Genomic DNA, 15,956 nt, shown 5'->3' with positions numbered 1-15,956 from the left:
GGGTGGTCCCATGCTCATGGCAAAAACGGCTCCGAAGTGGTCCCTTCCTCCTGGCAGCCGACAGGGATCGGACGAGATCGCGTCCCGAATAGCGGGTCTTCCCTCACTAGAAGAGCCGGGCGACTGAGGCACCACGGCCACCGAGGTCGTCTGCCTGTACCAGCAACTACCGAACTGACCCGCGCGGTCGATCATCAAGAAAGGCAACGAGATTACTGGCTAGGCTGTCGCTCAGTGCATACCGCCGCATCGGCCCGTCGACAACTAGGAACCGTCGCTGCCCGGGGTGTCACCTGCCTGGTCGGTGCGTGTGGCGTTGATGGCCTGGGCGTCGGCGAGTTGGTCTTCGAGGGAGATGATGCGGCAGGCCGCTTCGAGGGGGGTGCCGTGGTCGACCAGTTCGCGGGCGCGGGCGGCCAAGCGCAGCTGGCGGCGGGAGTAGCGGCGGTGCCCGCCCGGTGAGCGTTGCGGGGTGATCAGTTTCGCCTCATCGAGGCTGCGCAGGAAGGCCTGCGTGGTGCCGAGCATGTCTGCGGCGCGGCCCATGGTGTAGGCGGGGTACTCGTCGTCGTCGAACTTCTCGTCCGTGGTCGGGGATTCAGAAATCGTGCAGCCTCCATGCGGCGAAGGCCCCGGCACCGTCACACGGCGCCGGGGCACGAGGGGGACTAATTAGTGTCGGATTTGTCACCTGACGCCGAGTGAGCGCCCGCACTACATACCGTGGGCGACCCGGCGGCAACCACTCCCTTCTCTTCACGCGGCGACCAGTACTTCCTTCTTTGCAGCAAATTCATGTGCTGGCCCGGCGGGCGGCGGGACCGCGATACTCGCCGGTCCCGTGGCCGCGCCCGCCAGTTCTACCTCCACGGGTAGTTCATCATCTCCCGTGCCATCTGGACACTTCGTACCCTGCCAACACCACATAAGCTAGCTCAGTGCTTGGCGAATGTCTACTGTCATGGCTACAGAATTTCTGCGGCCCCCTCCGGAACTCCTGTTTCCCAGGTTGGGGACGTAGCCGAGGGGCGACACGGCCGAAGGGGTATGGCATGCTGTGTGTCGAGGACGGGTTGTTGCAGTGATCGCCCGACTCACGACAGGAAGTCACGAAAAGTACATGTCACAAGGCACCGTGAAGTGGTTCAACGGCGAAAAGGGTTTCGGGTTCATCGCGCAGGATGCGGGCGGCCCCGACGTTTTCGTCCACTACTCCGAGATCTCCGGCTCCGGCTTCAAGTCCCTCGATGAGGGCCAGCGGGTCGAGTTCGAGATCGGCCAAGGCCAGAAGGGCCCGCAGGCCCAGAGCGTCCGCGCTATCTGAGCGCCCGCAACACCGTCGAAGCCCGCGCGATCCGCGCGGGCTTCCGCATTCAACCAGCGCCTACCGCCCAGTCAGCTCGGCGACTACCGGGGCGAACCGCTCGGCGAAGTCGGCGCCGAAAATGAAGTAGGAGAAGCCGATTTCGGCACGGCGCCGCTGGATCTCCTCGGCGGCGGCCGCCGGATCCTCCGGCAGTGCGGTCAGGGCATCGGCCGCGTGCACCGCGGCGGTGTCGGCATCGGGCGGCGCCATGTGCGCCGCGACGGAGTCGCCGACCACTGGCACGGCGAGCGCCAGCTCGATATTCAGGTCGTCGCGGAAATCTGTTGTCAGCCGGGCGATTTCGGCCCGAGGCTGATACAGCAGCGGGAAGGTGACCGTGTCCGCGACCTCGGCCGCCAATGCCCGGGCCTTCGGGCCGTATACGGCCATCGCCACGGGTGTGTGCCGGTCGGGGCCGTCGAAATCTCGCAGCGCCCTGACGGTTTCGCGGATCTGCGTCAGCCGCTCGCCCGGCGGTACCGCCGACATGCCCTTGTCGCGGAGTTCATCGTCGATGCCCGGTCGGCCGGTGCCGATGCCCATCTCGAAGCGGCCGTCGGTCAGCAGCGACAGCGAATGCGCCTCCCACGCCGTGAGCCAGAGCGGGCGAAAGGGCGAGGCGTACACCCACGAGCTCACTCGGAGGTCGGTCTCGGCCGCGACGGTGGCCAGCATGGGGCCGGGCGCGGGTTGGGAGAGCGGGAAGTCGGGCACCAGCAACGTCGAGTAGCCGCTGTCGGCTATGCGGCGCACGCGGTCTCGCCACGTCGGCAGGTCGGTCATGAGCGGGGCGACGACCCCGAATCGAAACGGTCTCGTCACGGTTGCCTCCTCTCGACGACCGGGCCGTGTGGATGCGCGAGATCGTAAGCGCGGGAGAGCTTCTGGGGGACGACCATGCGCCAGGCATCGACGACGAATTCCCGGGCCTCCGCCGGGTCCAGGGCCGCGAGGTCGGAGCGGATCCAGTTGAACCGCATATCCGACGGCGACGGCATCCGAAATTTGTGCGGCTCGCTCGCGACCAGCGCCGCCCGCTCCTCCTTGGGGAACGCGAACTCCATCACGGTCTCGTCGCGGGAGAATGCCACATAGACGATCTGCTTGACGCGAAACTTCAACCTGCCCCGCACATAGACCCGATACGAGCGCTCCAACTCCGACCCCAGTGGGCTGACGTCCTCGATCACGGCCATGTACGGAATCCTCTCGTCTCTCCAATGAAATGGACGAGGGAGCCACCTGGAATTCATCGGTGCCGTCCGGCCGGATGTCGCGTCAACCACGATCTCACCGACGCGCAGTGGACGCGCTCGAGGGCCGGCTGGTTGCGGCGCAAGAAGCTCGACGAACGCGAATTCCTCCTGCGCCATTGCGAAATCTCAACCGAACTGACTACCCGGTTCGCCTAGGGGTGCGGGGCCGGGGTGGCGCACGACCTACGCCTGAATGACCTCGATTCCGACCAGGGCGTTCAGGGAGTCGCAGCTGGCCCAGGACTGGTTTTGCCCGTAGTGTGCCGGGCCGTATTTCCAATAGAGGAAAGGTACGGGCCATGCGACGCAGGTGAGTTTCACCTGGTGCCAGGTCGGCAGTTCACACGTGGACATGCCGCCGGTATTGAAAATGTTGTAAACGTGACAATTGGCTTCCCACACCGGTACGTCGGCCTGGGCTACACCGCTGCCGACCAGTGTGGTCGCCGCGGCCGCGGTGGCAACAAAGGCGCCGGCCGCGATTCGCTTCGCAGAAAACATCACGAACCTCCTGAATGAGTGATGCCCGGCACATCGCACGGAGGTAGCCGAAGTGTTACCGCCAGCCATCGATGTGGGCCGGAGTGTCGCGTCGGCGATCCAGAATCCAGCAAAGCAATGAGCAGGTCGTCGCACCCTTTCCATCCTCTGACCATCCCGTACCTGCTGGGCCGCGCGGGCGGGGCTACGCCTCGTCTCCGATCGTCAGCAGACGTGCGTATCGGCCCATGAATTCGTCGAACAGGTAGCGCGCTTTCGGGCGGATGACCACCGCGAGGCATTGGGTGTCGAGGCCCATCGGCGGCGCTTCGGGCTGTGACCAGACGGCGGCGAATTCGCCGTGCGTGCCGATCAGGACGAGTTTCTCGGCGGTCGGCGTGCGTGTCGCGGGCACTCGCTCGGCCGAGATGCCGAGGGTCGTGAGGACCGGCGCGAACGTCTGTCGGTAGTCGTCTGCCGTCGCGGCGTCCGGGGTCATGATGTGGACGGGTCCGCGCTGGGCGACGTAGGTCCCGGCGAGCAACAGCATCGCCAGGGTCTGGTCCCGGGGTTCGAGGGCTTCGAAGTACCGGCCGATGCCCGCCTGTAGCGCCAGGTGCGCGGTGGTGACGTGCTCGGTGGCAAGCGGGATCCCCAGCGTTCTTCGCGACGCTTCGTGCAGGGCCAGGAAGGCGTGTTCGGATCGAGCCTTGTCGAAGTCTTCGGTGCTGAGCCATGGAATCTCTTGTGGCACAGGGCTTTCGGAGGCTCGAATGGGTGTGCCCGAGTCCCATGTCACGCCGCTGAGGTCGGTGCCCACCAGATTCGCGCCGGAGATGTCCGCGCCGACCAGGTTCGCGCCCGCCAGGTTCGCACCCGACAGGTTCGCGTCTTTGAGCGTCGACCCGGCCAACTGGGCGTCGAGCAGTTGCGTGCCCGTCAGGTCCGCGCCGGTGAGGTCGGCGTTTCCGAGATCGGTGTCGATCAGGTCCAGCCCGGCCAGCTTGGCGCCCGCAAGCCTGGCACCGGACAGCTTGGTGGCGAGCAGTTCCGCACGGGTCAGGTCGGAGTAGGTCAGGTCCGCGTCGGTGAGATCGGCCAGGCTCAGCACGGTATCCCGCAGCACCTGACCGCTGAGAATCGCCTTCGTCAGCGTCGCGCTGTTCAAGTTCGCGTCGGTGAGGTCCGCGTCGGTGAAGTCCGCGCCGGTGAGATTGGTTTTCATGAGTTTCGCGCCGTGCAGGTCCGCGCCGGTCAGCTGCGCGCCGGCCATATCCGCGAAGCTCAGCTCTGTGCCACTGAGAATCTGGTTCGTCAGGTTCACGCCCCGCAGATCGGCGCCGCGCAGGTCCGCGCCGGTGAGGTTCGCGCCCTCGAGCTTCGTATTGCGCAGGTCGGCGCCGTCGATCTTGGCACCGGTCAGATCGGCATCGGATAGGTCGGCGCGGTCGAGTAGCGCGTTCCGCAGGTCGGCGCCGCCGAGTTTCGCGCCGGAGAGGTTCGCGCCCATCAGGTCTCGACCCGTGAGGTCCCGGCCCGAGAGATCCGCGCCCGCAAGATCCGCACCCGTCGATTGCCTGTCGCCTGATTCTGTGCCGGGTGGCCTGTTGGTAGACCGCCGCCAGAATGTCATGGCCGTCCCTCTCGCTCGGACAGCTGAACCGACCTGTTCGGACAGCCGACCCGACGGTATACGACTTCGGCGCGAAGTGTGCGGGGTCCACGCCTCATTCGATGGAGCCGCCCGGGAAGACGACGCCGTTTTCGTATGCGAGAACGACCAATTGGGCGCGATCACGGGGCCGACAACTTGGTGAGCAGATGGCCGCGTCTCGACCGTCGCGACGCCGACATGGAGGACCTCGGCGATCTCGGCATCGGATCGCTCCACCGCCACCTGCCGGAGCACCTCGTGCTATCGATCGGTCAGTGCCGCAAGCGCATTCGGCCGGGTCGCCGGTATCTCGGGCTGCCGGGCGAAGGCGCTGATCAAGCGGCGGTGAGGTGCCGCTGTCGGATATGCCGTCGACCCGGTTCTTTCGGGATGGGGTCGTCGTTGACGACGGGTTCGGTTAATTCCCTTGGTGCATAGTGGGTTTCGATTCACGCCCGGGGACGCCAGTCATTCCTCCAGCTCCGCCGCGACTACGGCATCGAGTTCGGCGGCCGCCGTCAGCAAGGCCCGGGATCGCGCTCGGATGCTCGCGTCGCGGGCCCGCAGACCTGCCGAGATGTCGCCTCGGCGCGGGGTGTCGCGGAGTTCCGGCAGCAGCGACCGCAGATGCGTGATGCGGTAACCTGCCAATCGAAGTTGGTGCACGATCCGGGCGTCACGGACGTCATCCGGTGTGTAATTGCGTGTTCCGTGGCCGGCGCGGCCGGGCACCACCAATCCGACTGCGTCCCAGTGCCGTAGCGTCGAGGGCCGGACGCCCAGCGCCTCGGCCAGCTGCGAGATGTTCATCGCATCCGACGACCGCACATCGGCGATCGGTTCCTCGGCGATGGTCCGGGCCGCCGTCTCGGCGGCCGCGAGATCGCGGCGCTCCCGGTCGAGCCGTGCGTGCGCCGCATCCAGCAGGGCCAGCAGATCCGCGACCGGGCGCGAGTGCGCGGCGCGCATGATCTGCTTGGCCTCGACCGGACCGGTCCCCGCCGCCAGCGCCCGATAGGCCCGCGCGGCGCGCACATGGGACTCGTCATAGATCCGGTAGCCGCTGGAAGTACGCCCCGCGGGCGGCAGCACCCCGTCCCGCTCGAGATTGCGAATCTGCTGGACGGAGTACCCCGCGCGGTGCGCCACATCGACGGTTCGAAAATGGTGCGAGTTGCGACTTCTCACACGCCGACCTCCGAATTGTGGGCCAAAGTCTCTATAAGCACCTCAATGTAACGCTAGAACACATGAGTATCGACGAGATCATCGAGTTCATCGAGGCGCTCGGCGGGGTGCTGACGCTCCGGCCCGGGCCCGGCGACGGCGCCCCCGAGATCGCCTGGGGTGACGTGTTCTTCTACTACGCCCCCGACGGCCAGATGCCGACCACAGGCCAGCCGTTCGCGACGATCGTGACCAAGGACTACCCCGACGACACCACGTCCCGCCTGGACCGGCCCGGCGCCTTCCGCCTGAACATCAGCGCGGGCAAGGACGCCTTCACCGAGTGGACGGGCCACAGCCCCCGCGAAACCGCCACTGGGGACCCGAGTGTCGCCGACACCGTGGTCGCGCACCCGGTGTACGGGAGCGCGCGATGGCTGGCCGTGGTGAACCCCGGCCCAGCCACCGACACCCCGGCCCGGGAGTTGCTCCGCACGGCACACGACCGGGCCCGCTCACGGTACGAGCGCCGCGCCGAGTCGAGCCCCCACCAGGAGTAAGATCTGGCGGACTACCTTGCGCCAGAGCCGATTACCAGGTCTGGTCGACCACTCTGGCGTGGCGGTGGGTGGCCGGGGGTCACCGACCCACCGACAACTGCCGTGCTATTTCCAAGTGGTCGGGCACCAGCGGGCGCCCGTCCTCGATCTCCCAGAGGCAGTTCTGCAACACCCGGCCCAGCGTCCAGGCCCGCGCCCGCTCCCGGTCGAGCCCGAGCACATCGGTCATCGCGTCGAATCGCCACCGCACCTCGGCGGCGTCGAAGCTGTTGTCGATGGCAGGGAGGAGTTCGAATCCGGGGTCTCCGGCCAGCGGCTTCGGGTCGATGGCGAGCCAGGGCGCCCGGTCCGATGCCAGGACATTCTCGAAGTGCAGGTCCCAGTGCAGTAATCGGTCGCCGGGCTCGTCCAGAACCTCCCGCACCGCACCGGCGCACCGCTCGAGGAGCGCGCGATCGCCCGGGTCGCCGACTGCCACCAGCGCCCCCGGCAGGTCCGCCACCATCTGTGCCGCGATGTCACCGAGCCGCCGCGTCCCGGCGGGCGCCGTGACAGCGGTGAGCCGGGCGAGTAGTTCGGCGATGACGAGAACGGCCGTGCGGCCCTGTGCTTTTCCCGCGGCGGTCAGTGACGACAGCATGCGGGCGGAGTCGAGCCGCTCCAGCAGCAGCGTGCCCGTTTCGTCGTCGTAGTCGAGCAGGCGCACGGCGCCGTCACCGTTCCACAGGCGCAGCGCGACCGCTTCCCCCTCGCTTTCCTCGTCCAAGTGCTGGAATTTGAGTGCCGCGGCGGTGCCGTCGGCGCGCAGCACGGGCAGGACCAGCGCGGCCATGCCGTGCATCGGGGGCCCATCGACACGCAGCTCCCAGCGCCGCAGGAATTCCGGAATGCGCGCGGGCAGAGCGGCGATGAACGCTCGGCCGCCCGCACCCGCGTAGGTGTACTGGGACTCGATCAATCCGTCCGGAATGCGAATGTCGATCACTCCGGGGACCCTATCGGGGAGTGTCGATCACGGCACCGGATTTCGGCGGCCGCGCGGCCGCACACACCAGAAACCTTGGGGAGCAGGGGTTTACACTCCCCAAGGTTCTTCACACCGGATCAGCGTCCGGAGTGGCTGTGCTGGCCGCCGCGGGACTTGGCCTCGGTCGGCTGGGCGGCGGCGCCCTTCTTTCCTGCCTCCGAAGGGTCGGCGCTGTGCGCCTGGCCGAAGCTGCCGGTGCTGGCCCGGCCACCCTTGTGGGCCTGCTTGATGGTGTCCGGTCGATTGCCGAACTGGCCCGGATTCTTCGGGTTCGCCATCAGGTTCTCCTCTTTCCGGTTCTCTGCGTGAGCCTGGCAAGCGGCTCGTTACGCGAGTGCCCGGACGCCCGGAGGTCAAACGGGTGCTATCGGCGTTGCCTGCCGGACAGTCTCCACGCGGCGACGGCCAGCACCAGCGCGGCCGCCAGACCGCCGACGATCAGCACGGTCAGCAGGTTCTCGTTGTGGTCCTCCGCCGGGGCCGCGGCGGCCGAATCCCGTGGCGGCGGTGAGGCAACGGCCACATTGGTATTCGCGGATGCGGCGCTCTCGTCGGGAAGCGAGCCCACGCTCGCGCCGGAGGCCATCGCGAATCCGTAGTCCAGCAGGCGCGCCGCCTGTTCGGGTGGGCGAACGGGGCGCACGTCGGCCTGCAACAGCGTGACAACCAGCCGGTGGCCGTCGCGCTCGGCCGCGCTGACGAAGGTCTGGCGGGCGTCGTCGGTATATCCGGTCTTGCCGCCCAGCGTGCCCTCGTAGTCGTAGAGCAGGCGGTTGTCGTTGGCGATGGGGAAGCCGGGATGGTCCTCGTCGCCGGGAATCTGGGGGTTGGCGGGGAAGCCGGGGAAGTCGATCTGCTCGGTGTGGATCAACTCGGCGAACGTCGGGATGGACATGGCCTCGCGGAACAGCACGGCCATGTCGTAGGCGGAGGTGCTCATGCCCGGACCGTCCAGGCCGGACGGGGTCGCGGCGCGAGTGTCCAAGGCGTGCAACCGTTCCGCCAGCTCGTTCATCTTGGCTACGGTCGCCTTCTCGCCGCCGAGTTGGGTGGCGATGGCATGCGCGGCATCGTTGCCCGAGGCCATGATCAGACCCTGCATCAGCTGCCGGTTGGTGTAGCGACCGCCCGGCCCGATCCCGACCCGGGTGCCGTCGGCGTTCGCGTCCTCCTGCGTGCCGATCACCATCTTGTTCAGGTCGAGGCTACGCAGGGCCACCGCGGCCAGCAGCACCTTGATGGTCGACGCGGGGCGGTAGCGGCCGTGCGGGTCCTTCGCCGCCAGCACGCGCCCGGTATCGAGATCGGCGATCAGCCAGGCGGTGGCGGAGATATCGGGCGGCACCGGCCCGACGCCGTCGGGCAGCACCACGCCGCACGCGCCGAGCTTGTCACCGCCGACCGGCGACGACGGCACGGGCAGCGGTGACGGCGCGGTCTCGCCCGGCTCGGGCACCTCGGAGCTGTCGATCGCCGGTGGCGGCGCGGTCTTCTGCGGGCAGGCGTCGGTATTCGGCGTGGCGAACGGCGCCGTGGTGGGCGCGGGCGTGGCGGAGGCCGCGGGGGAGCCGACGGCGCCGATGCCGGTCAGAACCGTGGCGCCCATGAGCGCGGCTGCCAGCGCGGCGGCCGCGAACGATCGGGGACGGCGCAGGCGCCGGGACATGCACGTACTCATCACCTCGGAGCTTATGCGGCGGCGCGCCGGCGCGCTGCGAAGCGTCCCGCGGTTCGGCCCGAGCCGGTATTGACATATGATTCGAAATGAGAGTTACTATCAAAAACTAGTAGCAACCAAATGAGTGGGCATGTCATGAAAATGGACGCAAGCGGGCCCACCCGCCGGGAATGTGGGCGTGGGAGGGGATTCGGATGGTGAATCGAGCGGGTGAGGTCGCGGCGACCGAGACCGCGGCGGCAGGTGAGGGAGGCGGCAGGTCGCGGTGGCTGGCGCTCGCCGCCCTCGGTGTCGCCATGCTGACCATCGGCCTGGACACCACGGTGCTGGTGGTGGCGCTGCCCACCATGGCTGTTGACCTGAACGCGAATACCGCTGCGCTGCAATGGTTCACGACCGCGTACACGCTGGCGCTGGCCGGATTCATGCTCCCGGCGGGCGCTCTCGGAGATCGCTACGGCCGCAAGAGGTTCCTGCTCGGCGCGCTCGCGCTGTTCGGTGCCGCCTCGCTGTGGTGCGCGCTGGCGACGTCGTCCGGACAGCTCATCGCCGCGCGAGCGGTGCTGGGCATCGCGGCCGCGGCGATGATGCCGCTGTCGATGTCCGTGCTGCCCGCGATGTTTCCCGGTCAGGTGGAACGGCAACGGGCGCTGACCATCTGGGTCACCTCCACGGCGATCGGCCTGCCGCTCGGGCCTATCGTCGGCGGTTGGCTGCTGCAGCACTACTGGTGGGGTTCGGTGTTCCTGCTCAATGTGCCGCTGGTGATCGTCGGGCTGATCGCGGTCGCCGCTCTGGTGCCGGAGTCCCGCAGCGACAACCGATTCCGCATCGATCTGCTCGGCGTGGTGCTGTCAGCGGGCGGAATGCTCGCTCTCACATACGGTTTCATCCGATTCGGGGAGCGCGACTGGGGCGACGGCATGGCCTGGGCGAGCGTGGCGGCCGGAGTGGTGGTGCTCGTCGCCTTCGTGCTGTGGCAGCGGCGGATCAGGCATCCGCTGGTTGATCTGGGACTGTTCGCGGGGCGCGGATTCCGCTGGGGCACCGGCTATTCCATCCTGGTACAGTTCGCCATGTTCGGGATGTTCTTCACGGTGCCGCAGTACTTCCAGGCGGTGCTGGGCGCGGATTCGCTCGGGAGCGGGCTGCGACTGCTGCCGCTGATCGTCGGGCTGGTCGTCGGCACCCGGGTCGCGGACAAGCTGCTGACCAAGCTGGGCCTGCGGGTGGTGCTCGTGGCGGGCTTCGCGGTGCTGGCTATCGGCCTGGGGCTCGGCGCGCTGACCTCGGCGGACAGCGGCTACGGGTATACGGCTGCCTGGATCACGGTGCTCGGCGCGGGCATGGGCTTCGTGATGCCCGCCGCGATGGGCATGGCGATGGGGGAGCTCACCCCGGAGCGGTCCGGCTCCGGCTCGGCGCTCATGCAGGCGCTGCGGCAGGCCGGGGGCACCATCGGCGTCGCGGTCCTGGGTACCGTGCTGGCCACGCAGTACCGGTCCGAACTGGGCGGATACGACACCGCGCCCGTATCCGACGGGGTGAATGCCGGTGTCGCCGTGGCACAGAAACTGGGTGACGCGCAGATGCTCGGGCATGTGCAGTCGGCGTTCGTGAGCGGTATGGGGGCGATGCTGTGGGTGTGCGCCGGGATCTGCCTGATCGCCGCCGTGCTCGCGGCGATCGTCACCCGCTCCGCCGTGCCGGACGCAGCCGACGCGGGCGGTGCGGGAGAATCTGGGCATGTCGGCTGATTCGAAGACAGTAGCGGAGGCGCCACCGCGGGCGGGCCTGCGCGAGCGGAAGAAGGAGCGCACCCGCCGCACCATCCGCACCGAGGCGTTCCGGCTGTTCCGCGAACAGGGCTACAACGAGACGACCGTGGAACAGATCGCCGACGCCGCGGAGGTCTCTCCGAGCACGTTCTTTCGCTACTTCCCCTCCAAGGAAGAGTTGGTGCTCGCCGACGACGTGGACCCGGTGATGATCGAGGCACTGCGGCGGCAGCCGAAGGAACTGTCGATCCTGGAGGCGTTTCGCGATGCGACGCTGGAGACCTTCTCCTCCCTGAGCGACGAGGACTTCGCCTTCGAACAGCAGCGAACGGCATTGATCCGCTCCGTGCCGGAGCTGCGCGGCGCGCTTGCCCGCGAGCTCGAGCGCAATGTGCAGCTGGTCTCGGAGATGACCGCCGTCCGGACCGGACGCTCGCCCGACGATATCGAGGTGCGGGCGTTCGCGGGCGCCCTGACCGGCGCCGCCCTGGCCGCCCTGCTCGATCGGGACCCGTTCGACCGGGAGACCATCATGCGGGTCATCGACTTCCTGGCCGACGGCATGCCGCTCCCGGCGGCGGGTTCGCCGGAAACTCCTGAGTGACAAACCGTTTCGGCGTGCGGATTCACCCTTGATCGACGGTTGTTCCGCCGAGGTACGGGTCGACCGTCTCGTCGGTCATGGTAGAGAAGAAGCCGCCGACCACATCCTCGATCTCGGAAATCGAGTCCGCGCAATACAATACGGGTTGATAGTGGGTGATGTCGTAGGTGCGGGTGCCCATCTCGGCGATGTGCAGCGGGCGGAGTTCGGCGTGCCGGAACTCTTCGATCTCGCCGAACGATGACAGCAATCCGGCTCCATAGCAGCGGACTTCGCCGTTTTCACGGACCACGCCGAATTCCATGGAGAACCAGAAGACATCGGCCAGGAATTTCAGTGCGGCGTCGGTCTCCAGCCGCGCGACCGCGGCGCCGACCTCGGCGTAGATGGCCGCGAACCGCGGGCTCGCCAATTGGTTCGCGTGCCCGATGACCTCGTGGATCGCATCGGGCTCGGGCGTGTACAGCGGCGCGGAATGATGCCGGATGTACTGGGTGGAGTGGAAGATCCGATCGGCGAACGAACCGAAGAACTCCCGCAGCGGCACCAGGCCCGCGGCCGGTACATAGCGGAATCCGCTGAGCGGCACCAGTTTTGCCGACACCTCGTCGAGTTGCGGAACCCGGTCGGCGGGCAGGCCCAGGCACTGTTCCCCCTCCAGCACCTCGTGTGAGGCGTAGGTGCGGTGCTTGCGTGCCAGCTCGGCGGAGACGATCCGCCAGACCTCCTGCTCCTCGTCGGTGTACTCGATGCGCGGAGTCGGTTCCCCGGGCCGGTACGCCAGCGCCTGGGCGGCGATCGCATTGCGGCGGGCCCGGTAGTCCGGGTCGTTCACACCGGGATGCTCGTCGCTCAGGTGCACGGTCACGTCACCGTCGGTGCCGGTGGTCACCGGGGAGTACAGCTGAGCTTCGTCGAACATGTCTCCAGGCAAGCACCGCTGCGCTGATCCGACAACGAACATCCCGTCAGCTACACAACTTGACTAGGTTTTTTCGGTCATAGGTCGGTGGGGCAGCAAAAGGCACGCCGCTCGGGTACCGCCGGACCGGTGGTCGTGCGGCGCGTCAGTGGTGGCCGTGCAGCGAGTGGACCACCGCGTGCCCCTTGCCGCGGCCGATCAGCCACTTGTTGACCGGTGTGGTGATGACGAAGGCGACCGCGAAGGCGAAGGCGAGCGTGAACCAGAACAGGGCGGTGTCGAGGTGGGCGTCCATCGCGCCGGGGACGGCGAGGATGACGGCGTTGTCGACGACCTCCATGACGGTGATCGAGACCGTGTCGGCGGCCAGCGCGGTCGAGACGGCAGCACCCAGGGTGAGTCCCGCCTTCAATACGCCCCGCATGGTGAACGCGTAACCGAAGACGAACGCCAGCACGATAGCCAGCACCATCGTCGGCGCATTACCCCACCCCAGCGCCGTGCCGATCACCATCCCGAGCACCTCACCGATGGCACACCCCGTCAAACAGTGCAGCGTCGCCTGCGCCGCCATCCTCCAACTGGTCGGCACCCGCCCACCCTGATCGTGCGCCGCGACGTTCCCGTGCTGCCCATGTTCGCCCTGTCCCGAATGCTCGTTCTGCATGACGAACAGAATACCCTAGGGGGGTATAGTGTCAAGTATGCGAGGCTGACACGGTGGAACGAGCGGCGTGACGATGTGAGCAAGCTCCTCGGTCTGCCGAGAGCGGGTGAGTTCCGGGCCGTAGCCGGGTACGAATGGCGAAGGCCGCCTTCCTCGGGAAAGAGGCAGGCGGCCTTCTGGTTTCGACAGATCGGGACGGATCGTCAGCGCGCGAACAGCAGGGCGCGCTTGACCTCCTGGATGGCCTTGGTGACCTCGATACCGCGGGGGCAGGCGTCGGTGCAGTTGAAGGTGGTGCGGCAGCGCCATACGCCTTCGACGTCGTTGAGGATGTCGAGGCGTTCGCGGGCGGCCTCGTCGCGGCTGTCGAAGATGAAGCGGTGCGCGTTCACGATCGCGGCCGGGCCGAAGTAGCTGCCGTCGTGCCAGTACACCGGGCAGGAGGTGGTGCAGCAGGCGCACAGGATGCACTTGGTGGTGTCGTCGAACCGGGCGCGGTCGGCCTGGCTCTGAATGCGCTCGCGGGTGGGCTCGTTGCCGTGCGTGATCAGGTACGGCTTCACCGCGCGGAACGCGTCGAAGAACGGCTCCATGTTCACCACGAGGTCCTTCTCCACGGGCAGGCCGCGGATGGGTTCGACAGTGACGGTGAGCGTCTTGCCACCTTTCGGCAGCATATCGCGCATCAGCACCTTGCACGCCAGCCGATTGACGCCGTTGATGCGCATGGCGTCCGAACCGCAGACACCGTGTGCGCAGGACCGCCGGAAGGTGAGCGTGCCGTCCAGGTAGGACTTGATGTAGATCAGCACGTTCAGGAAGCGGTCGGTCGGCAGCACCGGCACCTGGAACGAATCCCAGTGCGCGCCTTTGTCGTCCTCGGGGTTGAACCGTGCCACCTTGACGGTGATCATGGTCGACCCGTCGGGGACCGGTGCGGGCGAGCCCGGAGTGCCCTCTCTCTGTTTCTCTGCGACAGCGGTCATCAGTACTTACGCTCCATCGGCTCGTAGCGGGTCTGCACGACCGGCTTGAAATCCAGGCGGATGTCGGCGATCAGCTTGGCGTGCTCACCCGGCTCCACGTCCTTGTACGCCATGGTGTGGCGCATGAAGTTGGTGTCGTCGCGGTCCGGGTAGTCCTCGCGGGCGTGGCCGCCGCGCGACTCCTTGCGGTTGAGCGCGCCGACCACGGTGACCTCGGCCAACTCCAGCAGGAAACCCAACTCCACGGCCTCGAGCAGGTCGCTGTTGAAGCGGCGGCCCTTGTCCTGCACGGTGATGTGCTCGTAGCGCTCCTTGAGCGCATGGATGTCGGTGAGCGCCGTCTTGAGCGTCTCCTCGGTGCGGAACACCGCGGCGTTGGCGTCCATGGTGGCCTGCAGGTCGGTGCGGATGTCGGCGACGCGCTCGTTGCCGTGGTCCGACAGCAGGTTCGCCAGCCAGCCCTGCACGTATTCGGCGGGGTTCTCCGGCATCTCGACGAATTCGGCGCGCTGCGCGTACTCGGCCGCGGCGATGCCCGAGCGGCGGCCGAATACGTTGATGTCCAGCAGCGAGTTGGTGCCCAGGCGGTTCGAGCCGTGCACCGACACGCACGCGCACTCACCCGCGGCGTACAGGCCGGGGACGACGTCGGTGTTGTTGCGCAGCACCTCGCCGCGGATCCGGGTGGGGATGCCGCCCATCACGTAGTGGCAGGTCGGCATGACCGGCACCGGCTCCTTGACCGGGTCCACGCCCAGGTAGGTGCGGGAGAACTCGGTGATGTCGGGCAGCTTCTCCTCGAGCACGTCCTCGCCGAGGTGGGTCACGTCGATGAAGACGTAGTCCTTGTTCGGCCCGCCGCCGCGGCCCTCCAGGACCTCCTTGACCATCGAGCGGGCCACGATGTCGCGCGGCGCCAGGTCCTTGATGGTGGGGGCGTAGCGCTCCATGAACCGCTCGCCGTCGGAGTTGCGCAGGATGCCGCCCTCGCCGCGGACCGCCTCGGAGATCAGGATGCCCAGTCCGGCCAGGCCCGTCGGGTGGAACTGGTGGAACTCCATGTCCTCCAGGGGAAGTCCCTTGCGGAACACGATCGCCATGCCGTCGCCGGTCAGCGTGTGCGCGTTGGAGGTGGTCTTGTACATGCGGCCGGAACCGCCGGTGGCGAAGATGATCGCCTTGGCGTGGAACACATGCAGTTCGCCGGTGGCCAGCTCGTAGGCGACGACGCCGGTGGCGACCGGGCCGCGCTCGGTATCGGTCATCACCAGGTCCAGCACGTAGAACTCGTTGAAGAACTCCACGTCGTGCTTGACGCAGTTCTGGTACAGCGTCTGCAGGATCATGTGGCCGGTGCGGTCGGCGGCGTAACACGCGCGTCGGACCGGGGCCTTGCCGTGATCGCGGGTGTGGCCGCCGAAGCGGCGCTGGTCGATCTTGCCCTCGGGTGTCCGGTTGAACGGCAGGCCCATCTTCTCCAGGTCGAGCACGGCATCGATGGCCTCCTTGGCCATGATCTCCGCGGCGTCCTGGTCGACCAGGTAGTCACCACCCTTGACAGTGTCGAAGGTGTGCCACTCCCAGTTGTCCTCTTCGACGTTGGCCAGCGCGGCGCACATGCCGCCCTGGGCCGCGCCCGTATGGCTGCGGGTCGGATACAGCTTGGTCAGCACGGCCGTGCGGGCCCGGGGACCGGCCTCGATCGCCGCGCGCATCCCCGCACCACCGGCGCCGACGATCACGACGTCGTACCGGTGCTCCTGAATCGGTCGGGATTCACTCATGCCTGCGCCTCGCTCCGCTCAGCTCCG

17 protein-coding genes and 1 pseudogene are annotated in these 15,956 nt (G+C 67.6%); 5 read left to right on the top strand and 13 right to left on the bottom strand.

Annotation, left to right across the window (positions count from 1 at the left end; genetic code table 11):
• Positions 1-264: 264 nt before the first annotated feature.
• On the bottom strand, positions 265-639 hold the full coding sequence (locus ACYVLQ_RS23935) for a MerR family transcriptional regulator (protein WP_460699753.1): 375 nt from the start codon (positions 637-639) through the stop codon (positions 265-267).
• A 481-nt stretch (positions 640-1,120) separates the two neighbouring features.
• Here ACYVLQ_RS23935 and ACYVLQ_RS23930 point away from each other — a divergent pair, with 481 nt between their 5' ends.
• Positions 1,121-1,324 carry a cold-shock protein gene (locus ACYVLQ_RS23930; protein ID WP_460699752.1) on the top strand — a complete coding sequence of 68 codons (204 nt, stop codon included), beginning with the start codon at positions 1,121-1,123 and terminating at the stop codon, positions 1,322-1,324.
• Positions 1,325-1,384: 60 nt separating this feature from the next.
• Here the strand turns inward: ACYVLQ_RS23930 and ACYVLQ_RS23925 are convergent, their stop codons facing one another.
• Both ACYVLQ_RS23925 and ACYVLQ_RS23920 read right to left on the bottom strand, forming a co-directional pair.
• Complete coding sequence (locus tag ACYVLQ_RS23925) at positions 1,385-2,188, bottom strand: LLM class flavin-dependent oxidoreductase (protein WP_460699751.1); 804 nt, start codon at positions 2,186-2,188, stop codon at positions 1,385-1,387.
• A complete protein-coding gene (locus ACYVLQ_RS23920; protein ID WP_460699750.1) occupies positions 2,185-2,562 on the bottom strand; it encodes an MmcQ/YjbR family DNA-binding protein in 378 nt (125 codons plus the stop codon). Before ACYVLQ_RS23920 ends, ACYVLQ_RS23925 begins: the two co-directional genes overlap by 4 nt.
• Positions 2,563-2,688: 126 nt before the next feature.
• Here ACYVLQ_RS23920 and ACYVLQ_RS23915 point away from each other — a divergent pair.
• Positions 2,689-2,778 (top strand): annotated as a pseudogene (locus ACYVLQ_RS23915) (HNH endonuclease); the annotation flags it as partial.
• A gap of 27 nt (positions 2,779-2,805) precedes the next feature.
• Here ACYVLQ_RS23915 and ACYVLQ_RS23910 read toward each other — a convergent pair.
• The 3 genes from ACYVLQ_RS23910 to ACYVLQ_RS23900 all read right to left on the bottom strand — a co-directional run bounded on the left by ACYVLQ_RS23910 (position 2,806) and on the right by ACYVLQ_RS23900 (position 5,944).
• Positions 2,806-3,123 (bottom strand): hypothetical protein, encoded by a 318-nt coding sequence (locus ACYVLQ_RS23910; protein WP_460699749.1) that lies wholly within the window; start codon positions 3,121-3,123, stop codon positions 2,806-2,808.
• 184 nt (positions 3,124-3,307) lie between these two features.
• Positions 3,308-4,735: a pentapeptide repeat-containing protein gene (locus tag ACYVLQ_RS23905; protein ID WP_460699748.1), complete on the bottom strand. Its 1,428-nt coding sequence runs from the start codon at positions 4,733-4,735 to the stop codon at positions 3,308-3,310.
• Positions 4,736-5,224: 489 nt separating this feature from the next.
• Positions 5,225-5,944, bottom strand: coding sequence for a MerR family transcriptional regulator (locus ACYVLQ_RS23900; RefSeq protein WP_460699747.1), 720 nt, complete (start codon positions 5,942-5,944; stop codon positions 5,225-5,227).
• A 62-nt stretch (positions 5,945-6,006) separates the two neighbouring features.
• On the opposite strand from ACYVLQ_RS23900, the gene ACYVLQ_RS23895 reads away from it, so the two are divergent.
• A complete protein-coding gene (locus ACYVLQ_RS23895; protein ID WP_460699746.1) occupies positions 6,007-6,483 on the top strand; it encodes a DUF6194 family protein in 477 nt (158 codons plus the stop codon).
• Between the two features lie 79 nt (positions 6,484-6,562).
• Here the strand turns inward: ACYVLQ_RS23895 and ACYVLQ_RS23890 are convergent, their stop codons facing one another.
• The 3 genes from ACYVLQ_RS23890 to ACYVLQ_RS23880 form a co-directional block, all read right to left on the bottom strand.
• A complete protein-coding gene (locus ACYVLQ_RS23890; protein ID WP_460699745.1) occupies positions 6,563-7,468 on the bottom strand; it encodes an aminoglycoside phosphotransferase family protein in 906 nt (301 codons plus the stop codon).
• Positions 7,469-7,587: 119 nt separating this feature from the next.
• Positions 7,588-7,788 carry a hypothetical protein gene (locus tag ACYVLQ_RS23885; protein ID WP_460699744.1) on the bottom strand — a complete coding sequence of 67 codons (201 nt, stop codon included), beginning with the start codon at positions 7,786-7,788 and terminating at the stop codon, positions 7,588-7,590.
• 86 nt (positions 7,789-7,874) lie between these two features.
• On the bottom strand, positions 7,875-9,188 hold the full coding sequence (locus tag ACYVLQ_RS23880; protein ID WP_460699743.1) for a D-alanyl-D-alanine carboxypeptidase family protein: 1,314 nt from the start codon (positions 9,186-9,188) through the stop codon (positions 7,875-7,877).
• Between the two features lie 194 nt (positions 9,189-9,382).
• Here ACYVLQ_RS23880 and ACYVLQ_RS23875 point away from each other — a divergent pair, with 194 nt between their 5' ends.
• Both ACYVLQ_RS23875 and ACYVLQ_RS23870 read left to right on the top strand, forming a co-directional pair.
• Entirely contained in the window at positions 9,383-10,945 is a 1,563-nt protein-coding gene (locus ACYVLQ_RS23875; protein ID WP_460699742.1) for an MFS transporter, read from the top strand.
• Positions 10,935-11,570, top strand: a complete 636-nt coding sequence (locus ACYVLQ_RS23870) for an acyl-CoA-like ligand-binding transcription factor (RefSeq protein WP_460699741.1) — start codon at positions 10,935-10,937, stop codon at positions 11,568-11,570. The genes ACYVLQ_RS23875 and ACYVLQ_RS23870 overlap by 11 nt, the downstream gene beginning before the upstream one ends.
• A 22-nt stretch (positions 11,571-11,592) precedes the next feature.
• Here ACYVLQ_RS23870 and ACYVLQ_RS23865 read toward each other — a convergent pair whose 3' ends face one another.
• The 4 genes from ACYVLQ_RS23865 to sdhA all read right to left on the bottom strand — a co-directional run bounded on the left by ACYVLQ_RS23865 (position 11,593) and on the right by sdhA (position 15,911).
• Positions 11,593-12,492 carry a phenylalanine 4-monooxygenase gene (locus tag ACYVLQ_RS23865; RefSeq protein WP_460699740.1) on the bottom strand — a complete coding sequence of 300 codons (900 nt, stop codon included), beginning with the start codon at positions 12,490-12,492 and terminating at the stop codon, positions 11,593-11,595.
• A gap of 145 nt (positions 12,493-12,637) precedes the next feature.
• Complete coding sequence (locus ACYVLQ_RS23860; protein ID WP_460699739.1) at positions 12,638-13,159, bottom strand: DUF4396 domain-containing protein; 522 nt, start codon at positions 13,157-13,159, stop codon at positions 12,638-12,640.
• Positions 13,160-13,362: 203 nt separating this feature from the next.
• Entirely contained in the window at positions 13,363-14,145 is a 783-nt protein-coding gene (locus ACYVLQ_RS23855) for a succinate dehydrogenase iron-sulfur subunit (protein ID WP_460699738.1), read from the bottom strand.
• Entirely contained in the window at positions 14,145-15,911 is a 1,767-nt protein-coding gene (gene sdhA / locus ACYVLQ_RS23850; RefSeq protein WP_460699760.1) for a succinate dehydrogenase flavoprotein subunit, read from the bottom strand. Before sdhA ends, ACYVLQ_RS23855 begins: the two co-directional genes overlap by 1 nt.
• Positions 15,912-15,956 lie beyond the last annotated feature (45 nt).

The organism is Nocardia thraciensis (assembly GCF_054782435.1).
This window is presented reverse-complemented; position numbering and strand designations above follow the sequence as displayed.

What these genes read in the sequence shown, in the direction of transcription:
- ACYVLQ_RS23930 (WP_460699752.1), top strand. Translation starts at nt 1,121, where the DNA reads ATGTCACAAGGCACCGTGAAGTGGTTCAACGGCGAAAAGGGTTTCGGG.
- ACYVLQ_RS23920 (WP_460699750.1), bottom strand. Translation starts at nt 2,562, where the DNA reads ATGGCCGTGATCGAGGACGTCAGCCCACTGGGGTCGGAGTTGGAGCGC.
- ACYVLQ_RS23910 (WP_460699749.1), bottom strand. Translation starts at nt 3,123, where the DNA reads ATGTTTTCTGCGAAGCGAATCGCGGCCGGCGCCTTTGTTGCCACCGCG.
- ACYVLQ_RS23905 (WP_460699748.1), bottom strand. Translation starts at nt 4,735, where the DNA reads ATGACATTCTGGCGGCGGTCTACCAACAGGCCACCCGGCACAGAATCA.
- ACYVLQ_RS23895 (WP_460699746.1), top strand. Translation starts at nt 6,007, where the DNA reads ATGAGTATCGACGAGATCATCGAGTTCATCGAGGCGCTCGGCGGGGTG.
- ACYVLQ_RS23885 (WP_460699744.1), bottom strand. Translation starts at nt 7,788, where the DNA reads ATGGCGAACCCGAAGAATCCGGGCCAGTTCGGCAATCGACCGGACACC.
- ACYVLQ_RS23880 (WP_460699743.1), bottom strand. Translation starts at nt 9,188, where the DNA reads ATGAGTACGTGCATGTCCCGGCGCCTGCGCCGTCCCCGATCGTTCGCG.
- ACYVLQ_RS23875 (WP_460699742.1), top strand. Translation starts at nt 9,383, where the DNA reads ATGGTGAATCGAGCGGGTGAGGTCGCGGCGACCGAGACCGCGGCGGCA.
- ACYVLQ_RS23870 (WP_460699741.1), top strand. Translation starts at nt 10,935, where the DNA reads ATGTCGGCTGATTCGAAGACAGTAGCGGAGGCGCCACCGCGGGCGGGC.
- ACYVLQ_RS23865 (WP_460699740.1), bottom strand. Translation starts at nt 12,492, where the DNA reads ATGTTCGACGAAGCTCAGCTGTACTCCCCGGTGACCACCGGCACCGAC.
- ACYVLQ_RS23860 (WP_460699739.1), bottom strand. Translation starts at nt 13,159, where the DNA reads ATGCAGAACGAGCATTCGGGACAGGGCGAACATGGGCAGCACGGGAAC.
- ACYVLQ_RS23855 (WP_460699738.1), bottom strand. Translation starts at nt 14,145, where the DNA reads ATGACCGCTGTCGCAGAGAAACAGAGAGAGGGCACTCCGGGCTCGCCC.